26 protein-coding genes are annotated in these 22,740 nt (G+C 35.4%); 20 read left to right on the plus strand and 6 right to left on the minus strand.

All coding sequences use genetic code 11. The annotated features are described in order from the left end of the window. Window positions 1-68: 68 nt before the first annotated feature. Entirely contained in the window at window positions 69-221 is a 153-nt protein-coding gene (locus WC623_RS18350; RefSeq protein ID WP_372853767.1) for a lmo0937 family membrane protein, read from the minus strand. A 186-nt stretch (window positions 222-407) separates the two neighbouring features. On the opposite strand from WC623_RS18350, the gene WC623_RS18355 reads away from it, so the two are divergent. From WC623_RS18355 to WC623_RS18410, 12 genes are all read left to right on the plus strand, one after another. Next, the gene (locus WC623_RS18355) at window positions 408-1,172 is read left to right on the plus strand and encodes a DUF72 domain-containing protein (RefSeq protein ID WP_372853769.1); all 765 of its coding nucleotides are present in this window, start codon (window positions 408-410) and stop codon (window positions 1,170-1,172) included. 322 nt (window positions 1,173-1,494) lie between these two features. Further along, complete coding sequence (locus WC623_RS18360) at window positions 1,495-2,019, plus strand: RNA polymerase sigma factor (protein WP_372853771.1); 525 nt, start codon at window positions 1,495-1,497, stop codon at window positions 2,017-2,019. A 244-nt stretch (window positions 2,020-2,263) separates the two neighbouring features. Beyond that, window positions 2,264-2,923, plus strand: coding sequence for a MarR family winged helix-turn-helix transcriptional regulator (locus WC623_RS18365; protein WP_372853774.1), 660 nt, complete (start codon window positions 2,264-2,266; stop codon window positions 2,921-2,923). A 6-nt stretch (window positions 2,924-2,929) separates the two neighbouring features. After that, a complete protein-coding gene (locus WC623_RS18370; protein ID WP_372853776.1) occupies window positions 2,930-4,438 on the plus strand; it encodes a phytoene desaturase family protein in 1,509 nt (502 codons plus the stop codon). Further along, a complete protein-coding gene (locus tag WC623_RS18375) occupies window positions 4,422-5,258 on the plus strand; it encodes a phytoene/squalene synthase family protein (protein WP_372853778.1) in 837 nt (278 codons plus the stop codon). Before WC623_RS18370 ends, WC623_RS18375 begins: the two co-directional genes overlap by 17 nt. Continuing rightward, complete coding sequence (locus tag WC623_RS18380) at window positions 5,255-5,707, plus strand: hypothetical protein (RefSeq protein ID WP_372853780.1); 453 nt, start codon at window positions 5,255-5,257, stop codon at window positions 5,705-5,707. The genes WC623_RS18375 and WC623_RS18380 overlap by 4 nt, the downstream gene beginning before the upstream one ends. A 10-nt stretch (window positions 5,708-5,717) precedes the next feature. Then, window positions 5,718-6,191 (plus strand): hypothetical protein, encoded by a 474-nt coding sequence (locus WC623_RS18385; RefSeq protein ID WP_372853782.1) that lies wholly within the window; start codon window positions 5,718-5,720, stop codon window positions 6,189-6,191. Then, entirely contained in the window at window positions 6,188-6,646 is a 459-nt protein-coding gene (locus WC623_RS18390; RefSeq protein WP_372853784.1) for a beta-carotene hydroxylase, read from the plus strand. The genes WC623_RS18385 and WC623_RS18390 overlap by 4 nt, the downstream gene beginning before the upstream one ends. Further along, entirely contained in the window at window positions 6,643-7,341 is a 699-nt protein-coding gene (locus WC623_RS18395) for a lycopene cyclase domain-containing protein (RefSeq protein WP_372853787.1), read from the plus strand. Before WC623_RS18390 ends, WC623_RS18395 begins: the two co-directional genes overlap by 4 nt. 92 nt (window positions 7,342-7,433) lie before the next feature. Further along, window positions 7,434-7,712, plus strand: coding sequence for a hypothetical protein (locus tag WC623_RS18400; protein ID WP_372853789.1), 279 nt, complete (start codon window positions 7,434-7,436; stop codon window positions 7,710-7,712). A gap of 2 nt (window positions 7,713-7,714) precedes the next feature. Then, window positions 7,715-8,347: a hypothetical protein gene (locus tag WC623_RS18405; protein ID WP_372853791.1), complete on the plus strand. Its 633-nt coding sequence runs from the start codon at window positions 7,715-7,717 to the stop codon at window positions 8,345-8,347. 110 nt (window positions 8,348-8,457) lie between these two features. Further along, window positions 8,458-10,647, plus strand: a complete 2,190-nt coding sequence (locus WC623_RS18410) for a catalase (protein WP_372853793.1) — start codon at window positions 8,458-8,460, stop codon at window positions 10,645-10,647. Window positions 10,648-10,711: 64 nt separating this feature from the next. On the opposite strand, the gene WC623_RS18415 is transcribed toward WC623_RS18410, so the two are convergent. Beyond that, complete coding sequence (locus WC623_RS18415; RefSeq protein ID WP_372853795.1) at window positions 10,712-11,185, minus strand: ankyrin repeat domain-containing protein; 474 nt, start codon at window positions 11,183-11,185, stop codon at window positions 10,712-10,714. Window positions 11,186-11,487: 302 nt separating this feature from the next. On the opposite strand from WC623_RS18415, the gene WC623_RS18420 reads away from it, so the two are divergent. From WC623_RS18420 to WC623_RS18430, 3 genes are all read left to right on the plus strand, one after another. Beyond that, a complete protein-coding gene (locus WC623_RS18420; RefSeq protein ID WP_372853797.1) occupies window positions 11,488-12,666 on the plus strand; it encodes a sensor histidine kinase in 1,179 nt (392 codons plus the stop codon). A gap of 91 nt (window positions 12,667-12,757) precedes the next feature. Then, entirely contained in the window at window positions 12,758-12,934 is a 177-nt protein-coding gene (locus tag WC623_RS18425; RefSeq protein WP_372853799.1) for a hypothetical protein, read from the plus strand. Between the two features lie 171 nt (window positions 12,935-13,105). Then, the gene (locus WC623_RS18430) at window positions 13,106-13,462 is read left to right on the plus strand and encodes a response regulator transcription factor (RefSeq protein WP_372853801.1); all 357 of its coding nucleotides are present in this window, start codon (window positions 13,106-13,108) and stop codon (window positions 13,460-13,462) included. A gap of 186 nt (window positions 13,463-13,648) precedes the next feature. Here WC623_RS18430 and WC623_RS18435 read toward each other — a convergent pair whose 3' ends face one another. After that, the gene (locus WC623_RS18435) at window positions 13,649-13,999 is read right to left on the minus strand and encodes a hypothetical protein (RefSeq protein ID WP_372853803.1); all 351 of its coding nucleotides are present in this window, start codon (window positions 13,997-13,999) and stop codon (window positions 13,649-13,651) included. A gap of 353 nt (window positions 14,000-14,352) precedes the next feature. On the opposite strand from WC623_RS18435, the gene WC623_RS18440 reads away from it, so the two are divergent. After that, on the plus strand, window positions 14,353-14,727 hold the full coding sequence (locus WC623_RS18440; protein ID WP_372853805.1) for a nuclear transport factor 2 family protein: 375 nt from the start codon (window positions 14,353-14,355) through the stop codon (window positions 14,725-14,727). A gap of 21 nt (window positions 14,728-14,748) precedes the next feature. Here the strand turns inward: WC623_RS18440 and WC623_RS18445 are convergent, their stop codons facing one another. After that, window positions 14,749-15,591: a hypothetical protein gene (locus WC623_RS18445; protein WP_372853807.1), complete on the minus strand. Its 843-nt coding sequence runs from the start codon at window positions 15,589-15,591 to the stop codon at window positions 14,749-14,751. Window positions 15,592-15,762: 171 nt separating this feature from the next. On the opposite strand from WC623_RS18445, the gene WC623_RS18450 reads away from it, so the two are divergent. Genes WC623_RS18450 through arsB form a run of 4 tightly spaced genes read left to right on the plus strand, consistent with a single transcriptional unit; the run spans window position 15,763 to window position 18,338 of the window. Further along, window positions 15,763-16,092, plus strand: a complete 330-nt coding sequence (locus WC623_RS18450; RefSeq protein WP_372853809.1) for an ArsR/SmtB family transcription factor — start codon at window positions 15,763-15,765, stop codon at window positions 16,090-16,092. Window positions 16,093-16,147: 55 nt separating this feature from the next. Beyond that, complete coding sequence (locus WC623_RS18455) at window positions 16,148-16,615, plus strand: DUF6428 family protein (protein WP_372853811.1); 468 nt, start codon at window positions 16,148-16,150, stop codon at window positions 16,613-16,615. 26 nt (window positions 16,616-16,641) lie between these two features. After that, window positions 16,642-17,256, plus strand: coding sequence for a protein-tyrosine-phosphatase (locus WC623_RS18460; RefSeq protein WP_372853813.1), 615 nt, complete (start codon window positions 16,642-16,644; stop codon window positions 17,254-17,256). A 2-nt stretch (window positions 17,257-17,258) separates the two neighbouring features. After that, entirely contained in the window at window positions 17,259-18,338 is a 1,080-nt protein-coding gene (gene arsB, locus WC623_RS18465; protein WP_372853815.1) for an ACR3 family arsenite efflux transporter, read from the plus strand. Between the two features lie 294 nt (window positions 18,339-18,632). Here the strand turns inward: arsB and WC623_RS18470 are convergent, their stop codons facing one another. Continuing rightward, the gene (locus tag WC623_RS18470; protein ID WP_372853817.1) at window positions 18,633-21,005 is read right to left on the minus strand and encodes a tetratricopeptide repeat protein; all 2,373 of its coding nucleotides are present in this window, start codon (window positions 21,003-21,005) and stop codon (window positions 18,633-18,635) included. Between the two features lie 75 nt (window positions 21,006-21,080). Then, window positions 21,081-22,349: a hemolysin family protein gene (locus tag WC623_RS18475; protein ID WP_372853819.1), complete on the minus strand. Its 1,269-nt coding sequence runs from the start codon at window positions 22,347-22,349 to the stop codon at window positions 21,081-21,083. Window positions 22,350-22,740: the final 391 nt, after the last annotated feature.

Genomic DNA, 22,740 nt, shown 5'->3' on the forward strand with positions numbered 1-22,740 from the left:
GCAGAGCGTATTATGAATTTGAGGAAAACCAGGCTATGCATTATTCATTAGCCTGGTTTTCTTAATGATTATGTGGCTCTTCTGATTACGCCAAGAATAACTGCTATGATTGCAATGACGATTAAGGTGTGAATGATTCCGCCAGTATAAAAACCGCCAAAGAAACTAATGGCCCATATGATGACCAAAATGACTGCGATGGTATAAAGTAGATTTCCCATGTTATTTGTTTTTAAAGGTTAATGTCTGTGTTTAGAACCACTTTGATCGTACTTTTGTTTTGCTGAACAGTTAATTTGTTCAAAAATGTCTTAAAAAAAGATGTACTCAGTACATAAAAACAACGAGACATTTCATGTGTTAAAAGTAGCGTAGCAACTAGATAAATTTAAGATAATCTAATTTTGATGGAAAAGGAACTGCCAGGTTATTACTCCGGTACAAGTGGCTTACTGCTCCCTGTAAGAAATAAACTGTTTTACCCTGAAGAATTTAAAGACAAGAGTCGACTTTGTTTTTATGCTTCAATGATAAATAGTATCGAAATTAATAGTTCTTTTTACAAAGTGCCTATGGCTGCAACTGTTGCTAAATGGGCGAAAGATGTACCAGAAGGTTTTAGGTTTACCTTTAAATTTTCTAAAGATATTACTCATCAGAAAGGATTGAGCTTTGATCCTGAGTCAGTGAAACACTTTTTTAAGGTGATTGATCAGGTGTCTGAAAAAAGAGGTTGTTTACTGGTGCAATTTCCACCAAGTGTGCGGATTGGGCAGATCAAACAGTTGGGATTCCTTATGGCTGTCTTGCGTGAATGTGATCCCCGAAAACATTGGAATATCGCGCTGGAGTTTAGGCATATTTCGCTCTATAATGATGAAATTTATCGTATGCTGAAGGTATATGATATGGGGATGGTAATTCAGGATATGCCGAAGGCAGTTACTCCAGTATTAGATAGTGAACTTCCATTTGTTTATCTGCGTTTTCATGGCCCGGATGGAAGCTACAGAGGGACTTATGCAGATGATTTTCTGTATGAATATGCAGGTTATATTAATGACTGGTTAGCTGAAGGAAAGACCGTTTACACTTATTTTAATAATACTATGGGGAGCGCTCTTGCAAATTTATTTACGCTTAAAGACTTTGTCATAAGGTATAATACATAATGAAACCTCAAATTATTCAGTGACCACAAAGGAAATTGAAGTGAAATCCGGAAAATGCTTCTGTTCAGGAAAATCCCTCTATATGATGCTTTATAAAAATAAAAAGCGTTGTCTGATCTAGTAGACACAAAGTTTTTTTTAACTGCTTTTAACCGGCTTTTTCCTTTTAAAGGGAAAGAACAACATCTGTTAAAATGAAATTGTTTGAAAATAATTTATTTAATATTAAATGGCTTAAAAAGGGTAGTTTATTAGGCTTTTGGTATATGTTTTGTCAAGTGTGTGACTGAAGACATTAATTTATTAACCTTACAATATCCCTATGAGTACGATTAATCTAAACAATGAAATCTGCAATCACCGATCTTGCCTGGAGAACTTTGCAATGAAGTTTACGGGCGATACAGAAGATGCTAATGACTTGGTTCAAGACACAATCATTAAAGCAATCCGATACCATAAACTTTATCGGGAAGGAACTAATCTTCGTGGATGGTTATATACCATTATGAGAAATACTTTTATCAATGATTATCGAAGAAATGGACGTAGAAAGAGTATTCTTACAGTGACAGACGATTTAAGTGCTCAGCAACTTAAAAAAAGCGCCACAATGAATTTGGGGGAAGGTAAATTCGTTATGGACGATATTCATAAAGCTATGGGTACACTTCAATCTGAATATTCGGTTCCATTTTTAAAATATTTCGAAGGTTATAAATACCATGAAATTGCTGAAGAATTAAATATTCCAATTGGAACAGTTAAAACTCGAATACATGTAGCAAGACAATTATTGAAATTGCAGCTTAAAATGTATGCAAAGCAAGTTGCTTCTATATATTAATTGAAGTATTTTAATATTCTTAATAAATCATAGCAGGTAATCCACCCTGCTATTTTTGTTTATGGTCCGCCCACACCAATATCTACTATTTCCGGACTGGAGTGTATAACTTTTTTAATCTAAACCATTATTAGAAAGTGCAAGAATTATACCTTTTTTAAATAAATTAGTTTATTATTGTACTTTAAATTGTTGTATATAGTATTTTTTAATACTATTTAATTGAATTGTTTATTCCCCATTTATGAATTACCAACTTGTAAAAGAAGTTATTGAACTTATTGAAAGATTTGATGAAAAAGTTGAAGCCAAATCTTATTCAAAAGATTTAGGCGGTTTTAAACGATGGATTTATGATAGCGAAAAGCGGCTGGAAGATTTAATTGAAGAACCTGATTGGGAGGGGAAGGACAAAGGAAGAAGTCCAGAAAGTGCCATTAATACCTTAATTGTGCATATGAATAGGTATGCAAAAAATTATTCTAAATCGGCTATTTACAGTTCCGATTTTTCTACGCAGGAAGATTTTATATATCTAATCAATTTGAAGGCTTTCGGTGCTATGACGAAAATGGAGTTGATTAGAAAGAATATTCAGGACAAAACTGTAGGTATGCAAATTATCAATCGACTTATTAAGCATGGTTGGGTTCAACAAAGCAATTCCTTGGAAGATAAACGCAGTAAAATTATTCTGATTACCGAAAAAGGAATAGAGGCATTAGCACAGATTATGGAAAAAATCAGGCAGGCCACTAAGATTGTTACTGGAAATCTTAGCTATCCTGAAAAATTAAAGTTGATTGTTTTACTTCAGAAGCTGGAGCATTTCCATGAACCCATATACTCTAAAAATTTAGACCTTCCTCATCTTGTAGATATAGCTTATAGTCAACTTACATAATTATATATGCAGTCGCCAAATTCAAAAAAAAACATAGTAATAATCGGGGCTGGGATTTCTGGCCTCTCAGCTGCAGCTTATGCGGCAAAGGCTGGTAATAATGTTCAGGTGTATGAGAAACATGCTCAGCCTGGAGGTAGAGCAAGGCAATTTAAAACAGAGAATGGATATGTATTTGATATGGGGCCAAGTTGGTATTGGATGCCAGATATTATAGATAATTTTTTTCAGGATTTCGGACATACAGCTGCGGATTTTTATAATCTGATATGCCTTAATCCTCAGTTCGAAATGATTTTTAGAGATGGGCTTATTGCGGTTCCTGAATCATATGAAGAATTAAAACATCTGTTTGAAACTTTCGAAACAGGTGCAGGTATTAAACTAGATGCTTTTATGAAATCTGCAAAGTATAAATACGAGATAGGAATGCGGGATTTTGTAAGTAAACCCTGTTATAGCTGGTGGGAATTTGTTTCTCCAAAAATAGCATTGAGTGCTTTGAAATTGGATTTACTTTCTGATTTTAGAACTTATGTTGGTAAATATTTCTCGAATCCAATGTTGAAAGCATTGATGGAGTTCCCGGTTATTTTTTTGGGTGCATCACCTAAAAATATTCCTGCGCTTTATAGCTTGATGAACTATGGAGGATATGCTTTGGGTACCTGGTATCCAATGGGAGGGTTTTATCAGTTGGTATTGGCAATGAAAAAAGTAGCAGAAGAACAAGGTGCTATTTTCCATTTTAATCAAAATGTAGAAAAAATCGTTACAGAGAATGGAGTTACCAAAGGAATTATTGTTAATGGAGAATTTATCGAATCTGATGCTATTATTGCATCTTCTGACTATCATCATACAGAGCATTTATTAAGTCCTGAGTTACGGAATTATGATGATAAGTATTGGGAAAGCCGGACATTTGCTCCTTCTTGTCTAATTTATTACTTAGGATTTAAAGAGAAGATTCCTAATCTTAAACACCATACTTTGTTTTTTGAAAATGATTTTGATGAGCATATCCATAGTATTTATGAAGATAAAAAATGGCCTGAAAAGCCTTTGTTTTACGCATGTTGCCCTTCTAAAACCGATCCTGATGTGGCACCTGAAGGCCATGAAAATGTTTTTTTGTTAATGCCTTTGGCAACGGGACTTGCTGATGATGAGCAGATTCGAGAACGCTATTTGCTTGATATGATCAGAAGGTTAGAAAAACATACCGGACTAAAAGATTTAGTTTCAAAACTGGATTATAATAAAAGTTACTGTATCAACGATTTTGTTAAGGATTATAATGCTTACGGTGGAAATGCTTATGGCCTGGCTAATACACTTTCACAAACGGCTGTTTTGAAGCCTAGTATCAAGAACAAACACCTGTCTAATCTTTTTTATACTGGTCAGTTAACGGTACCAGGACCTGGCGTTCCTCCTTCGATCATCTCTGGTAAAATTGTAGCAAATGAAGTAAATAACCTCAAATTGGACAAGAATGAAAAAGTTATTTGATGAACTAGCTTACAAAGTAAGCAAAGTGGTTACCGAAAAGTACAGTACTAGTTTTTCATTAGGAATTCTCGCACTAAAGCCTTCCATTCGGCCCGCTATATATGCTATTTATGGTTATGTACGTTTGGCTGATGAAATTGTAGATAGCTTTCATGATTATGACAAGGAGCGGTTATTACAACGTTTAAAAACGGAAACCTGGAATGCTATTGATGAAAAGATTTCGCTTAACCCTATTTTACAATCCTTTCAGGAAACTGTAAATAAGTTCAACATTGACAAAGCTTTGATTGAACAATTTCTACATAGTATGGAAATGGATTTACAAAAAATCGATTACAATTCAGATCTATATAAAGAGTATATTTTAGGTTCTGCTGAAGTAGTTGGTTTGATGTGCCTTCAAGTGTTTACAGAAAATAAGAAAGAAACGTTTGAAATGCTGAAACCTTATGCCATGAAATTAGGTTCAGCTTTTCAAAAGGTGAATTTTTTGCGTGACTTGAAAGATGACTATCATATTTTAGGTCGTACATACTTCCCAAGTATCGACATGAAAGTTTTCAACAATAGAATTAAATTACAAGTTGAAAATGAGATAGAAGAAGATTTTAGAAATGCATTGATTGGGATCAGAAGATTGCCATCTTCTTCCAGATTTGGTGTGTATCTGGCCTACAAATATTATTTATCATTATTTAAAAAAATAAAGAATACATCGGCAGAGAAAATTATGAATCAAAGGATACGTATTCATAATGGCCAAAAATTTTCCCTGGCAATGAGTAGTTACATAAAGTATAAAATGGCGAAACTATGAGGCACATCAAAGTGTTGATTTTATTTATTGTTCCAATCTGCATGGTTTTCAAAGCTAAAGGTATGGAATTGGAGAAAATTAGAATTAACTATGAGAAGGCTGTTTCAGATAAAGAAATTTGTCAGGCAATGATAAAGCAATTGAGTACAAATACAGATGCCCTACATATAGCTTATCTTGGTGCATTTCAAGCCGTATGGGCAAAGCATACTATTAACCCCATTTCAAAACTAAGCACTTTCAAAAAAGGTAAAAAAAATATTGAATTGGCTGTTAAATCCAGGCCTGATGATGCAGAAATTAGATTTGTCCGACTATCTGTACAGCTAAACTGTCCTTCTTTTTTAGGTTATAGCAATAAAATAAATGAAGATAAAAAAATAGTGCAATCGAATATCCATAACATTAAGTCTGTTGTTTTGAAAAGGATGATATTGGTACTTATTTAAATATAGTAAAATGAGGTATAAGCTAACACGAAGCCAACAATTGTATAAGGATATTGAAAGCGTCTGGAATTTTTTTACATCTCCAGATAACCTTTTGCATATTACACCTAAAGATATGAACTTTAGAATATTACATGAAATAACTAACAAGGAGATATATGAGGGAATGATTATTAATTATACTGTTGCACCTTTTTTAGGTATCCCACTAAACTGGCAAACAAAAATTACCCAGGTAGATCATCTAAAAAGCTTTACTGACTTTCAACAGAAAGGACCCTATAAATTGTGGAACCATTATCATGAATTTATACCAAATAGCGAAGGCGTATTAATGATAGATACTGTGGAATATGAATTGCCATTTGGTGTAGTAGGAACGATGGTTCATAACTTAGTTGTCAAGAAAAAGCTGGATGAGATTTTTAACTATCGTTATCAGGTACTGGAAGAATTACTTAACCAAGAAAAAAATCAAGTATGAATTTTCTCATTTTACTTATAACTTTTGTATTAATGGAAGGAGCTACCTGGCTTATTCATAAGTATATAATGCATGGATTATTATGGGTTCTGCATCGAGATCATCACGACCATAGTACTGAAGGGCCTTTTGAAAATAATGACTTTTTCTTTGTGATTTTTGCTTGCCCTGCTATCGCTTTAATGTATTACGGTTCATTGGGTCATTTTAATTACTTGTTTTATATAGGGCTAGGGATTACCCTTTATGGAATGGCTTATTTTCTGGTACATGATATTTTTATTCATCAACGCGTCAAGTGGTTTGCTAATACTCAGAATCCTTATTTTCTTGCTATCCGCAGGGCGCATAAACAACACCATAAACATGTAAGTAAAGAGGATGGGGAATGTTTTGGTTTTTTGTATGTGCCTCTTAAATATTTCAGAATGTATTATAAAAAATCAAAGGAATGAAACCATATACTTATTTGTTGATTAATTTTTTGACCGTTATAATTTGTTTTGTTTTTTCTTTTGACAAAAGAATTCAATTCAATAAGCATTTTCCGGCCTTTATTAAAGCCAGTGTGTTAACAGCCATCCCCTTTATTGCTTGGGATGTATGGTTTAATGCCCATGGAGTGTGGTGGTTTAATACCAATTATACTACTGGATTGATCCTTTTTGGATTGCCTATTGAAGAGTGGTTGTTTTTCATTTGCATTCCTTTTTCATGTGTTTTTACCTATTTCTGCCTGGATAAATTTTTCAACCTTGATTGGGCAAATGCCTTTAATACTATTATTGTTTTTTTTAGTGTGATCGTTTGCGTTTTAATAGGTCTGTTACATTATGATAAGATCTATACTTTTGTTACTGCCCTCGTGACGACACTAACTTTAATTTATCTGCATTTTTTTGCTCGTGTTCAATGGATTGGAAAAGCTTCACTAATATTTTTTATTCTAATGTTAGGCTTTTTTCCGGTTAATGGGGTATTAACTGGTACCGGTTTAGAATCGCCCATTGTAAATTATAATCCAAAACAATTTTTAAATATCCGATTGCTTACCATTCCAATTGAAGATGCAGTTTATGGTTATACACAATTTTTACTAAACATCTATTTATTTAAATTCTTCCAAAAGTCTGTAAATCCTGAAAGTTAGCAGCCTTTTTTAAGGCTGTCTCAAGATGGATTTAAAAAAAAGCAAACATGCACAGTGATAAACTGTTAAATTATAGACTAGAATAATTATGTATGGAAAATTTGAATAATGTTGATGATCCAAATAACAAACCACATCCAAAGCCTACTGATGATCCAGGGGCTCAGATTGAAACGGTGACTCCAGATTCCCAGAAAGAAAGCTTGCCGAATGATAAAACTGAGGCTAATGAAAAAGTTGAAGATGAATCTGTAAAAGATAATGAAGAAGTGGATTCTTCGGAAGAAGAAGAGGTTGTTCCCGAAGAAAGTAATGGAGAACAAGAAGCTGATGATGTCGGGACAGGTATTGAAACTGTGACTCCAAGTTAAATATGGAAACAAATAGTAATGAAAATAGTCCAGGATCGGCACATGTGCCAGATCAACAAACAGGATCAGAAATGAATGCAGTGGAAAAGATTGAAATGGCTTCCGAAATGGAGGCCGTTCACTTTTTTGAAACGGTAAAGGAACGTCTTTTGGATGTAAACCGTTGGACAGAAATAGCAGGTGGGGCAATGTCTGAATTCCTTTTGACTGATGAGAATGGCAATCTGGTTCAACGTAAAGCTACTGGAGGAGATCATATTAGAATCGATATCCCCGGTCCTGGTACTCATACAGGTGGAGGATACGATTGGGTAATTATTGAAGATATTAACGCAGAGGTATCAGATAATGCCGAGGTGTTGAGCATTACTGCAAGGCCATCCACAAACCCTTTAACAATAAGCCAAGATACTGCACATTTTTTAACAGAAAAAGCAACATCTACTTTCCAGGTGAAACGTATTGGCAATATGATATATGCAGAAGAGCACGGTCGCAATGAGATTCCCAATACATATACAGGTAACATATTGGATAACCTCCGAAATACTTTTGTGGGTTGGGGAGCAAAAGTAGGTTTCTCTTATCCCCAGTGGAAGGCTTTGGTTAAGGGGCTGTTGAATCAATCTTCATGATAGTTATTAAGATTCTGTAAAAGAGTTGATTAGTGAATTAATTAAAACAATTTTTGTTTAAGCCAGTTTATATATCAGCTATTTCTACCCCTACAATTAAACTTTGACTTATGGCAAAAAAAGATGTTCAGGTGAAACCGGGAAACCAGCCTGAAAACGAAAAAACTAAATCTCTTCAAATGCATACTTCTGATGCAACAGGAGAACTGATGACAACTGATCATGGTGTAAAGATCAATGATGATCAGAACTCTCTTAAGGCAGGAGAACGGGGAGCTACTTTACTTGAAGATTTTATTCTCCGGGAAAAGATTACCCATTTTGATCATGAACGCATCCCCGAACGTATTGTGCATGCAAGGGGATCAGGTGCCCATGGAGTATTTAAGTTGTATAAGTCTCTGGCGAGCGTTACCAAAGCTAACTTTTTGAATGATACAGAAACGGAAACTCCTGTATTCGTGCGATTCTCTACAGTTGCAGGATCCAAAGGCTCTACAGATCTTGCAAGAGACGTGCGGGGTTTTGCCGTTAAATTTTATACTCAAGAGGGAAATTTTGATCTGGTGGGTAATAATATGCCGATATTTTTTATCCAGGATGCTATGAAGTTTCCTGACTTGGTTCACGCAGTGAAACCTGAACCAGATAATGAAATGCCACAAGCAGCATCTGCACATGATACTTTCTGGGATTTTATTTCATTGATGCCAGAATCTACACATATGATCATGTGGCTGATGAGTGACCGTGCCATCCCTAGAAGCTTACGTATGATGGAAGGATTTGGAGTGCATACCTTCCGTTTTATCAATGAAAAAGGAGAAGCAAGTTTTGTGAAATTCCACTGGAAGCCATTGCTTGGGGTACATTCAGTTGCCTGGGATGAGGCACAGAATATTTCTGGAAAAGATCCTGATTTCCATCGGAGGGATCTTTGGGAGGCTATAGAAAGTGGTGCATTTGCTGAATGGGAATTAGGTGTACAGATTGTGCCTGAATCAGATGAGTTTAATTTTGAGTTCGACTTGCTTGATCCAACGAAACTTATTCCTGAAGAATTAGTTCCGGTACAACGCATTGGCAAAATGACACTGAACCGGAATCCAGATAATTTCTTTGCAGAAACTGAACAAGTAGCTTTTCACGTTGGGCATATTGTACCGGGTATAGATTTTACAAATGACCCCTTAATGCAAGGAAGATTGTTTTCTTATACAGACACACAACTGATCCGATTAGGCGGGCCTAATTTCCACGAGATTCCAATTAATCGCCCTGTAGTTCCTGTGCATAACAATCAAAGAGATGGCTATATGCGACAAACCATTAACAAGGGGAAAAGCAGTTACGGGCCGAATTCATTGGGGCAAAATGATCCTCAGCAGGTAAAAGCAGCTGATGGAGGATTTACTTCTTACCAGGAGCGCATTGATGCTAAAAAAATACGCGCTAGAAGTAAAAGCTTTTTTGATCATTTCAGTCAGGCACGGTTATTTTTCAATAGTCAGTCTGATCCTGAGAAAAATCATTTGATTGATGCATTCAGCTTCGAATTGGGTAAGGTGAAAACTGTCGCTGTACGTCAACGGATGATTGGTATTTTATCTATGGTCGATGAAGAATTGGCTACTAAGGTAGCTTTTGCTCTTGGTCTTAAAGTACCCAAAGTTCCGGAACAACCAATAAATCATAGTATTCCTGCTGATGGTAATCCTGCAGATTATCAACCTTTGCAAGTTGAAGGAAAACTTAAAAAATCTGCGGCTTTGAGTATGGAAAACACCATAAAAGAAAGTATCAAAAGCCGTAAAATTGCCATACTTGCAGCGGATGGGGTTGAAGCCAAATCATTAAACACAGTTAAATCTGCTATTCTTGCAGAAGGTGGCGTAGTTCAGGTAATCGCGCCGAGACTTGGTATTTTGAAAGCCGCTGATCAGTCAGAAATTGCTGTAGATGAGAGCTTTTTAACTGCGGCCTCAGAATTGTACGATGCGGTCTATGTTCCAGGAGGTACTAATAGCATTGATACATTGAAAGTTGATGCAAATGCAATTCATTTTTTAAATGAAGCATTTAAACATTGCAAAGCTATTGCTGCTGATGATAAGGCAATTGAAGTTTTGAAAGTAACTTATTTCTCTAAAGATTTGCCTAAAGAATTTTCAGAAGAAACAGTGCTTGAAGAAGGGCTGATTATGGGAAGCCATGCGGCCTCCCTCGCTAAACAATTTATTAAAGCTATTTCCCAGCATCGTTTTTGGAATAGGGAAAAGCCTAGAAAAGTTCCTGCTTAATAAATAAGCATAAAAAAAAATACCCGGTTATTGCCGGGTATTCTTTTTTAAAGTGATTTTCAATTTAGTGTTCTAAAATTGCTATAGCAGTCTCATTACCTTGTTGTGCGGCCAGGTCAAAGACAGAAAGTCCGCGGACATCAAGTAAATTTTTATCTGCCCCATGATTCAGTAGGAGTTGTAAAAGGTCATTTCTACCGAACATGGCTGCAAACATCAGTGCTGTTCCTCCATTGCCATGTTGGCGGTCTAAATCAGCACCATGATTGATGAGAAGTTTAGCTATTTCATTGTATCCTTTAAATGCAACGCCCATTAAAGCTGTATTGCCTCCATGATCTTGTGCATCTACATCAGCACCAGATTCCAACAATAATTTTGCAGCTGGGTATTGGTTGTTATAACATGCAATGATAAGAGGTGTATAACCGCGCTCATCTTTGGTATTGACATCTGCTTTTTGGCGGATCATTTCCTGAAGTACTTCAATGTTGCCAATTCTTGCTGCATGAATGATAATCTGAGTAGCTTGAGTCATATTTTTATCTATCGGTTACAGGTTTATCTTGTTAACACTTTCTCCCGCTATATTGTTTATGCTCATTTAAATAAAATATAATAATCACTACTGATTATTTATCTCTGATCAAAAAAATGATCTTATGCAGGGAAAAGGTAAGATTAAAGTAAGATGTTTTCATCATCCCGAATTAAGGAGTCATGATCCCCAGAAAAGATTTTGTTGAAAGATATCTGCCTTAGGACTAGGAATTGGATAAGAAATTGGATCTTTCTTAAAAATCAGAAACTGAATATCTGCTTTTTTAGTACTTTTAATGTATGCAAGAAAATGACAATTCAGAGAATGAATATTTAGAAGGGTTGAATGACGCAATTACTGAAAAAAGGTTGTCTGGGAAGCAAATGGATACAGTGGATGGAGATCAGGAGATCTTGAGAGCGAAGCTTCGTCTTGCAGAGCAGCGCAGTGCAATGTTGGCGGCCATAGTGGATGGTTCTGATGATGCCATCATTAGCAAGGATCTTAACAGCATTGTAACCAGTTGGAACAACTCTGCCGAACGTCTTTTTGGATATACTTCAGAAGAAATGATCGGACAGTCGATTGTAAAGTTGATTCCGGCAGACCGTTTGGAAGAGGAGCCAAAGATCATCTCAAAATTGAAGAAGGGGAAACGTGTAGATCATTTTGAGACCAAACGTATCACCAAGTATGGAAAGCTTTTAGATGTTTCTCTTACAATTTCTCCAGTTTTGGATTCGACTGGTAGAATTATAGGTATCTCAAAAATAGCGAGGGACATTACTGATAAAAAGCAGGAAGAACAACGTAAAAATGACTTTATAGCTATCGTGAGTCATGAACTTAAAACACCACTAACTTCCATGCGTTCTTATGTACAGCTCGCGCTGGCAAAAGCCGTCGAAAGAAAGGATGCATTTACACAAAATGTACTGGTCCGTGCAGAAACCCAAACCGGAAAAATGACAGCCTTGATACAAGACTTTTTGAATCTTTCTAGACTTGAAGAGGGAAAGATGTCGCTAAATCTTTCTGACTTTTCTTTAACCGGACTTATAGAAGAAGTATTGAGTGATACCTTAACACTGAGCTCTTCTCATCTGATTAAATATGAAGGTTGTGCTGAGGTAATGATTACTGCCGATAGGGAAAAGATTGGCCAAGTGTTGACCAATCTGTTAGGGAATGCGATCAAATATTCGCCAAACGGAACAACTGTTGTCATTAAGTGTGTATTAAATGAAAGCGCCGTAGAATTTAGTGTAACAGATCAGGGATATGGCATTTCCAAAGTAGATCAGTCCCGACTTTTCGAAAGGTTTTACCGAGTTGATAATAGCCGAAAACAACATGTCACTGGATTTGGGATTGGCCTTTACCTGGTTGCAGAGATACTCAAGTTACACGGTGGCAAGATTAGGGTGGAAAGTGAACTGAATAAAGGGTCGACGTTTTCATTTGCTTTGCCTATTTAATCATATATAAAATCAAGATAAGCTAAACATATCATGCTCATGTCTGTTAATATAAATAAGGTAATCTTTTTATCATGTAATTTTAACGAGTATGAAAAATCAACCCAATCAAAAAAATACTGGAAATGATCAGGGCAAACCTACTTCTGACAGGTTTTTCCATAATCCTAAACAAGACAAAAAACAGCAGGGTGTTTCCAATTCAGGCGGTCACCGTTCTGATCAAACCTCAAGTAAGGATAATCAGCGCAAACGCGAAAATGATTAAAATTTATAGTGTGTGAGGATAATAAATCCCTTGTATTCCCCAAAAGCATTCTCGCGAGAGGATGCTTTTTTAATTAAAAAATGTTTTTAGCACAAAAAGCTTTTTTTATTGAATATATGGCAAAATTGTTGCTGTATAAAAAGCAGAATTAACTGTAAACCAAAATTAACTATGATCAAAAGAATTCATGTGCTTGAGGATGATGAGGATATCAGATACATCATCGGTGTTTTGCTTAAAGATGAAGGTTATGAGCTACAACTTTCATCATCATTTAGTGAACTAAAAAGTAAACTGAAAGATTCTGTGCCAGATTTATTTATTTTAGATGTGATGTTACCTGATGGAGATGGTGCGGATATATGTTCTGATCTTAAAACAGACCCGTTTACCAAACATATTCCAATCATTGTAATGTCGGCGAGCGATCTTAATAAAGAAAAGAGCATTGCTGCAGGTGCAAATGATTATATCAGTAAGCCTTTTGATATTGATTATATTGTCAAAAGAATAAACAAGTTATTGTAACTGAAGCTGAAATGATTGATTGTTGTGATTCCATTGCAATCAGTTATTTCCATTGGGATCATTATATAAATAAAGGCTATGTATAAGTGCGTAGCCTTTATTTATATAATAAAATCACAACCCCTTATCTGCGTAAATAATAATATCCTGACCATACTTCCTAAAGTAGGACAGAAGAACTATTTATTAGACTACACATAAGTAATTTTCTACTGCTTTTAATAAATGTAATGGTATGTCATTGCAAGTTAGATTGTCCAGAGGATGTAGTTCCTGTGAATTCTGAGGGATGAAAACGCCCGCATTTGCGTCATACTTCAAATATCCTATGTCAAAAAAACGTTCCTGTACATAAGTTGAATCATCTCTTGAATGGAGTTGCAATACTTTAACATGAAGTGTGCTTTTATTGATCATTAACCAATGGTAAGATCTGGATGTCGGATCAGAAAAATTGGCTTTGGTCGAAATCTCAAGAATGGCTAAGCTTGTGTTATCTAAATAAGAATGGCAGTCAAAGCGATTGGATGGGTTCATAATTTGGTTAGGATAACTTACAAACCCTCCAATTGCAGCAATAATGCCAGTTTTAAAGATCAGGGCTTTTTATTTTTAATTTTTATGGAATACCTTTAAATCTTCACAAAAATGAAGTTTAAATGCTAAAAAATAAGAATGCATTTTAATAACCTGTTGAGTTTTTACCGGGGTTTAATGGGGAAATTGGTATAATATTCCCCATTAAACATTTCTTAATTCTCCAGTATAACAGATGCTATGACAAGCCAGTTAAACCCAGGATTTAGTTTTTCTGGCCTCTTTGTCTGATTTAGTATAGAAAACTATATGTAATACATTTTTGTTATATGAACTATCAAAACATAAATGTTATGGAAAATCAAATTCTTGAATTAGAGAAAAGGTATTGGAACGCGATGGAAAATCGTGATTTTGATACCGTTAAAAAGCTTACTCGTTTCCCTTGTATCATTGCTGGTAAAGATGGGATCAGGAGTGTGGATGAAGCTACATTTAAAAAGATGTTTGATTCTGGAGATGGAAGTGGACTAAAGGTTCTGAATATTTCTGAGCCTCAAGCCGACGTTATTTCTAAAAGTTGCGCAATAATCGCTTACCTGGTAGAATTGGAATACGGGGTACAAGATCCTAAACCTTCAGGTAAATGTGCATGTACCTCAACCTGGGTAAAGGAAGATTTCACTTGGGTGTGTGCCATGCATACTGAATCTGATCTGAATAAATAGAAGGAAAGATATAATTTCATATTACTTCCTGTAAAGCGGACAGCGTTTTAACAGATATTCCAGCGGACTGCTATATGATCCGTCAGTATTACTTAAGAAGGCCTTATGACTTTGATTGTAGATGCTGGCATTATTGTCCATATATATATGTAAGCTTACGGCAACGTCATATCGTTGTACAGCATTACTATAGCTGGTGTTGTAACCAGAAACACTTTTTAACTTATCGCTTCCGTCCCTTTTTACCTTATCGTTAGTAGTTCCGCTTGAAGATGTTGTAGCATATCCTTTGTTTTGAGTGACAGCACCATCAACTATATATTCTACACTCAAAACATCACAGATCTCCTTCATAGTAAACCCAATCATTTTGTCACGAGTGATACCTGCTTTGATTAGTTTAGCATTGGTACTCCTGGGGTCTAAAATCGAGTAACCAGCCGAATGTTTTGTTAAAAAGTCATATGTATCCTGTTGGGCCTTCATACCCACTTCTTCTGAACCAGGTTGATTATCCATCATAAAAGTAAAAGGCAGGATAGCAATCTTATTATGGTGGTCAGCAGGAGAGGCAGACATAGAGACAGCATCACTCTGACGGGTCTGTGCCGGATTGGTCGGTTGGCTAAAATTTTCCACCCTTCCGCTGGCATGAGTTATTTTCAGAATATCTGATTTCTTGATGGTATATTCCAATGTTTCATTGGAGTAGACAAATGAAATATCTGTATCTGTGATTTTTGTTACCTTTCCCTTCATTTCTTCGCCATTGGTTTTCAGAACTACATCTTGTTTGTTTCCTGATTGTGCAAATAGCTGGATGGAGAAAAGGATAGTTACAATGAATAGGTAAAGAGTTTTCATAGGAGTTTTGATCATCTTATCAAATATAACTTTTTTCTATTTGAAATACGATAAGTCGATATCTAAAAATCATTGCTGGTTAAGCTTCTATGATTAGAAAACTCAATTATTTTTTTTTAACATAAAGTTTGGATTAAAAATATTATTATCGTAATATTGCGATGTATAGTTATGGGAGTTACAAGAACAGAAATATTTACAGATGAGCAGAACCAGCTGGCGACCTTATTAAAAGCTATGGCACATCCTGCACGAATTGCTATCCTGCAAAGGATATTAATTTCAAATACTTGTATTTGTGGTGATCTTGTTGGAGAACTTGGTTTAGCGCAGGCTACCATTTCACAACATTTAAAAGAGCTAAAGAATGCAGAAATTATACAAGGAACAATAGAAGGGGTTAGTATCTGTTACTGTATCAATCCGAAAACCTGGAAATTGTTGGAGAAACAATTGGGGGGCTTTTTTGCCCAGTACAAAGGTGAGACGTCCTGTTGTTAACTTTTTTTGCTTACATCAATCGTTAAATTGCAATAATACTATAAATACATAAATTATGAAACTATCAGAAATAAAAGGAATCCTTGCCAAGGTTGAAGGTGTAAACTTTAAGCTGGAAAATGGTAATTCAGTACCCGAACATTTTCATGTAACCGAGGTAGGCATTATTACAAAAGACTTTATTGACTGTGGTGGAACGGTGCGTCATGAAAAAGTGGCTAATTTCCAATTGTGGGATGCTGATGATTATGAACACCGTTTAAAAGCAGGAAAATTGCTCCATATCATTTCTCTTTCAGAAGAGGTTTTGGGAATGGAAGATTTAGAGATTGAAGTAGAGTACCAGGCAGAAACAATTGGTAAATACGATTTAGGTTACGATGGTGAGAACTTTCTTTTGATAGCTAAGAAAACTGCCTGTCTTGCGATGGACAAATGTGGTGTCCCTGCCGAAAAACAAAAAATAGAAATGATAAATCTGGCTTCGGGTTCTACTTGTACGCCGGGTGGTGGGTGCTGTTAATCTAACGAATAAACATGACGATGAAAATGAAACTTTTTAAGGAACTTGAAAGTGTAGTTCTCACATTAAAGTTTGATAGCATCACACCAGATCGTAAGGTGATATTACAACCGCTAATTGATTTTATTCAAGATAAGCACAATGACCAAAAGGAAGTACGGCTTAACCTGATATGCACACACAATTCACGTAGAAGTCATCTTTCTCAAGTTTGGGCGCAGACAGCGGCAGCCTATTATGGTATTAAAAATGTGTTTTGTTATTCGGGAGGAACAGAAGCTACTGCATTGTTTCCTGTAGTTGCCGAAACCTTGAAACAATCGGGATTTAAAATTCATATTATTGACGAAGGTAATAATCCAGTATATGCCATAAAATATGGTGATAATGAACATCCTGTCATCGGCTTTTCGAAAACTTATGATCATGAGTTTAATCCATCAAGTGCATTCGCTGCAATATTGACCTGCTCACAGGCCGATGAGGGCTGTCCATTCATTTCCGGGGCAGAGAAGCGTATTCCTATACCATTTGATGATCCAAAAGCATTTGATAATACTCCACAGCAAACAGAAAAATATCAGGAAAGAAGCTTGCAGATTGCAACTGAAATGTTTTACATATTTTCACAAATCAAATAACGATGTCTGCAAATACTTGTGCGCCTACAGCAGAGCGAAAAAAACTAAATTTTTTAGATCGCTACCTCACGCTGTGGATTTTTCTGGCGATGGCTATCGGTGTATCCATTGGTTTTTTTATCCCATCCTCTTCAAGTTTTATCAATTCATTTTCAAGTGGTACTACAAATATTCCATTAGCAATAGGGCTGATTTTAATGATGTACCCGCCATTAGCAAAGGTTAAGTACGAGCAAATGGGTAAAGTATTTAAGGATATAAAGGTGTTAAGCGTTTCATTAGTGTTGAATTGGGTAATTGGTCCTGCATTGATGTTCTTTCTTGCTATTGCTTTTTTACAGGATTATCCTGAATATATGGTTGGATTGATTTTAATTGGTTTGGCCAGGTGTATAGCAATGGTTGTGGTTTGGAATGAACTAGCTGAAGGAAATCGTGAATATGCGGCTGGATTAATTGCACTGAATAGTATTTTTCAGGTATTGTTATACAGTGTGTTTGCATACTTATTTATTACTGTTCTTCCCCCGTATTTCGGTTTGAAAGGTTTAGATGTAAATATCACGATTTCCGAAATTGCTAAAAGTGTGGGGATTTATTTGGGTATTCCATTTGCGATGGGTGTAATCAGTAGGTATGCATTAATTGCTATGAAGGGAGAGGAATGGTTTCAAAACAAATTTATACCTTTTATCTCGCCAATTACTTTAGTTGCATTACTCTTCACCATAGTTGTGATGTTTAGTTTGAAAGGGGAACTTATTGTTCAAATCCCAATGGACGTGATAAGAATAGCTATTCCGCTTGTCATCTATTTCTCTATTATGTTTGTGATCAGTTTTTTTGCGGGACGGTATTTTGGAGCTGATTATGCTAAGAGTACTTCAATAGCCTTTACCGCTACAGGAAACAACTTTGAATTGGCTATTGCTGTTGCTATTGGTGTCTTTGGCATCAATTCCGGACAAGCATTTGCTGGGGTGATAGGACCTCTAGTTGAAGTACCAGCTTTAATTGCACTTGTAAATCTTGCTTTCTGGTTCAGGAAAAAATACTATAAAACAGCAAATCCGGCCAGTTAAGTCATAAGGTTATGGGTAATATGATACAAACCCATCATTGGAATTGGCGTGCAAAACAACATAACCAACAGAGTCCATTTCAACTTAGGTCCAAGAAAAATAATTTTCCTTTGTCTTATTGAAAAAACAATTAAGCTTACCAATGCAACAAGCCATACAAGGGACATTTCCAAATACAGAAAATGCAAGCCTGCCCAGTTACCAACGGGCTGGTTTGCATTAATTGTATACAGTAATTACGTCAAAAGATTGGCTAAAACAGTCGTAACAATTAGTGGTAGTAAACTATTCATTTTAATTGGCCTTATAATAATGCAGTTTATTGATCCATTCTTTCCATAAATATTGAGCCTTTTGCTGCAAATGTTCTGATGCCATTTCAAATTCTGTTCGTGTATCAGATGTATTTGAACTATACGCTGTATAGAAACACACATAAAAAGCATTGCGATCCACTATTTTTTTCGACAAACCAAAAAAACCACTTTCTACATCTTTCCATTCTACAAGTTCATACCTTATACCTAAGTCTTCTGATTTTAGATGGATGTAAAAAAACGAATCGTATATTTCCTCATTCTCAGATCTTTTTGTTCTAAGTTCAAAACCAATGTACATATCTTTCTCTACCCATGCGGACGACGAAGGCATTTTGTTATTGGTCACTAAATTTAAAATCTGTTTTAAATATTTAGTGTTTTCTTCTTTTGCCTTTAAAGGATAATCAAAGATTCGTGTAGGCTGAGTTTTATAAAGAGAAACAACTACTTCATCGAAGTTCTGTCCAGCATTTATAATATTCAATTTAGTTTTAGCAGCATCAACTACATCGCTTATGTAACTTGATTGCGTGTTTGCAAATTTCTCTGTAATTAGTTTAAAATACTTTTGAGCCTCATCTTTATCATTTAATCCCAGATGAGCATTAGCCATAAAATAGTAATTAAAACTCTCTGCTTTTTCACGTTGCATTTTCTGATAAACCGGATTGCTAAATAAATTGCTTATATAACTTATACTTTGATGGTGCATACCCTTAGCCATTAAAAAGTTGAAGTATACAATAGCCGTATCCAGAACTGTACTTACAATTGTTTTATGTTCATCTCCGTTTTCTTCAAATTTTTGGATAGTTTGCTCATAAATCTGTTTTGCCTCTTCATATTTATCTAATTGTCGGTAAGCAGTTATGAGGTAAAACATGACCTTATACCACTTTTCAGCTTCCAGAATATTTTTATAATAATCGAAATTTGCCAGAACCTCAAGACAGAATTTCTCCAGATTCAGGGCATTTTCATTTCTCCATGAAATTTCCATTCCATTATCTAAGTTTTCCCAAAAAGGAGAAATCTGATAACCCTGCCAATGTATGTCTGAGGCGAATTTACACTCGTCATTAAGATAGCTTTTGTGCTGATACCAGGACACTTGCTTAATTACGATGCCCAGATTATTGCAAAGCATTGCAAAAGTGTGCGGTTCATTGTTGATTGATAAGCCTTTATTACTATTAAAGTAAGTATCAAATGCATGGTAGCCAGCTAAACCATATTTGTTTGCCGTTTCATAATACATTTGAGCCGAATAATGATCATTTTTATCTTGTGCTTCATTGCCCTTTTCCAGATAGGTAGTGAGTATATGGTAGCAAACTGCACCATCGGGATAAATTGGAATATCGATACTTCGTAAATCGATATTTAAGTCTTCAGCAGTGTCATAATACCTTTCAATCGCTACATCCTTTACCTCTTCAACTATTTCATAATATTTGGTCAGATTATCAAAGCCTTTTTTGGCATTCTTATCATTAAAGTAATAGTTGTTACTCAACATCCTCCAGGCTATGGAATTTGTTGGATTTTTTTCAGTTTCATTAATAATAACAGGCAGATATTTCGCTACAAACTCCTGACGGTTTTTGTATCCAAATTCTGTTGGCATATCAAATGCAGTGGGATAAAATAAATTAAATAAATTCCAGTGTCTATTTAATTTTCCCTGGTTAAAGAGCTCCTCTATCTTTTCTGCATATTCTTTACACTCAGCAGGATCTGCTAATTCAAAATGTGATGATAATAATTGTTCTGCCTCATCAAATTTTTCTAATTCCAGCAAAAACATCCCACCCTCATAATTTCTGGGTGTCAGTTTTGGTGCATGTTTAAACGACTTCATGTAATATTTGACCGCTTCGGATTCATCTCCTTTTTCCTGAAAGAGAGCAGCCAATCGGTAATATGTATCGCCAAAAGCCTGGTCTTGTAAAGTGCAATTATCTTTTATGCCAGCAACCTCAGATAGTTTATCATGTAGGGTTTCGATAGCAATATCACTTAACGATAGCTTTTCCAGGTAAATATAGATCAACCAATCATAGGCTTGTAGTCTACTAGTTATATCTGTACTCGTATTTAGTATAAAATTACAGTCATCTTGTATGGCGGATGTATTGTTAAAATCGGGGCTGTTATTTATCCTTATACGCCACAATACTGCATCAAAATGATGTGGCTCTTTGCTAAGTATAGTTTGGACTATTGCCAGAATATTTTCGCAGGTGTTTTTGTTTTTAATTTCTGACAACAAATCGTCTTCATTTGAAAAATTAAGCGTATTGTATAATTCTATGATATGGTTAAGTTCGTTTGAAAATTTTTTCATTGAGGTGCATTTTCTAAGTTTTCTGTAATTTTTTTTCCTGCTTTCTTTTTGAATAGTTGTTAAAAATTGTGCCAATTACGTCATTAAGACTTTATCAATTCGAACCCCATCCATATCCATGATTTCAAATTTAAGATTATCATAAATGACAACATCACCAGCATGAGGCATGGTCTTTAAATGGTCGATCATAAAACCTGAAATGGTAGAATAGTTGCCGATTTTATCTTCAATCATTTCTTTAGAAAAATACTGGTTTATTTCAAATATCGTTGTCTTACCATTAAGCAAATAACTCCCGTCTTCTCTACGGATAATATTCATTTCATCTGTCTCATCTTCGTCAGGTAAATCTCCAACTATGGCTTCAATCAGATCATGAAGGGTGATTATTCCTCTTACGCTTCCGTATTCATCAACAACTACTCCCAAGTATTGCCTCTTGTCTTTAAATAGGCTGAGGATTTTAAATGCAGGTGTATTTTGAATGACGTAAATTGGCCTTGATATAATCTGATCAAGATGAAAATCTGGACGATTATAATTTTCCAGTAGATCTTTGATAGAAATCATTCCTTTAAGGTTATCGATGCTCCCGTCGCCAACAATAAATTTGGAATGAACACTTTCTTTTACTTTGTCAAATATGGTTTCCTTACTCCAATTGTAATTGATCCATTCGACTTCAGAACTATGGGTCATAAGTGATTTTGCAGTTTGATCTGTAAAAGAAAATAGGTTTTGCATGGCCTGGCTTTCTTCGTTTTCTAATACACCCTGCTTCCCTGCCGTTTTTAACATAAATCTTAATTCGTCTTCACTAATTCGCTCTGCTTCATTTTCCTTAATGCCAAAAAGTTTAAGCAATAAATTAGTGGAAACAGAAAGGAGTTTTACAAATGGAAAGGTTGCAAAAGTAAAAATTCGGATGATAGGTACGGTTACCAAAGCGATCTTTTCAGAATTGTTCATTGCAATGGTTTTGGGGACCAGTTCGCCTACTACAATAGTGAAATAGGTAATTCCGCCAATTACGATAACCAACGAAATGGTACGAACAGATTCACCAACAAAACCCAGTTGGGATAGGAGTCCTACCATATCATCTGTAAGTGCAGCGCCTCCATAAGCACCTGAAATAATTCCTATAAGCGTTATCCCAACCTGAACAGAGGAAAGGAAGTTCTCAGGATTTTCTAATAGATTTAAAATTGTTTTTGCGCTTTTGTTCCCCTGGGCAGCGAGGTGTTCAATTCTACTTTTCTTTACAGAAACAAGTGCAATTTCAGATAAGGCAAAAAAGCCATTTAATAAGGTGAGTATAAATATAATGATGAGTTCCAAACTGCTATGATTTGATTTTTTCAAATATAGCGAAAGATGGTGCCGCTGTTATGTATTAAAAATGATTGATATACAAGAAGGATATTTACTAGTTTTATCATAAAGCTACGTTTGTGTGATCTTAAAGTTAATTTTATTGCGCATGGGGAGTGTGTTGCTTCCGTATTATTTGCAAGGATTATGGTGGTTTGGTGTATAACAGCTACTGGTCAGCTACTGGTCTGCTACTGCTTTTCTAGTAACAAACCAGTGTTAAAGCAGTTGTGGTCTTATCCGTCTATAGCTATACAGTTTTTTGGAAAAACGTAAAGCAATATGGAAGAACAGTCATTATCAAGGTTTGAGTTCCCAGAAGAATTTAAAGAAAAGCTGATAGAATTGGTAGTTTACA

Source organism: Pedobacter sp., assembly GCF_041645105.1.
Taxonomy (GTDB): Bacteria; Bacteroidota; Bacteroidia; order Sphingobacteriales; family Sphingobacteriaceae; genus Pedobacter.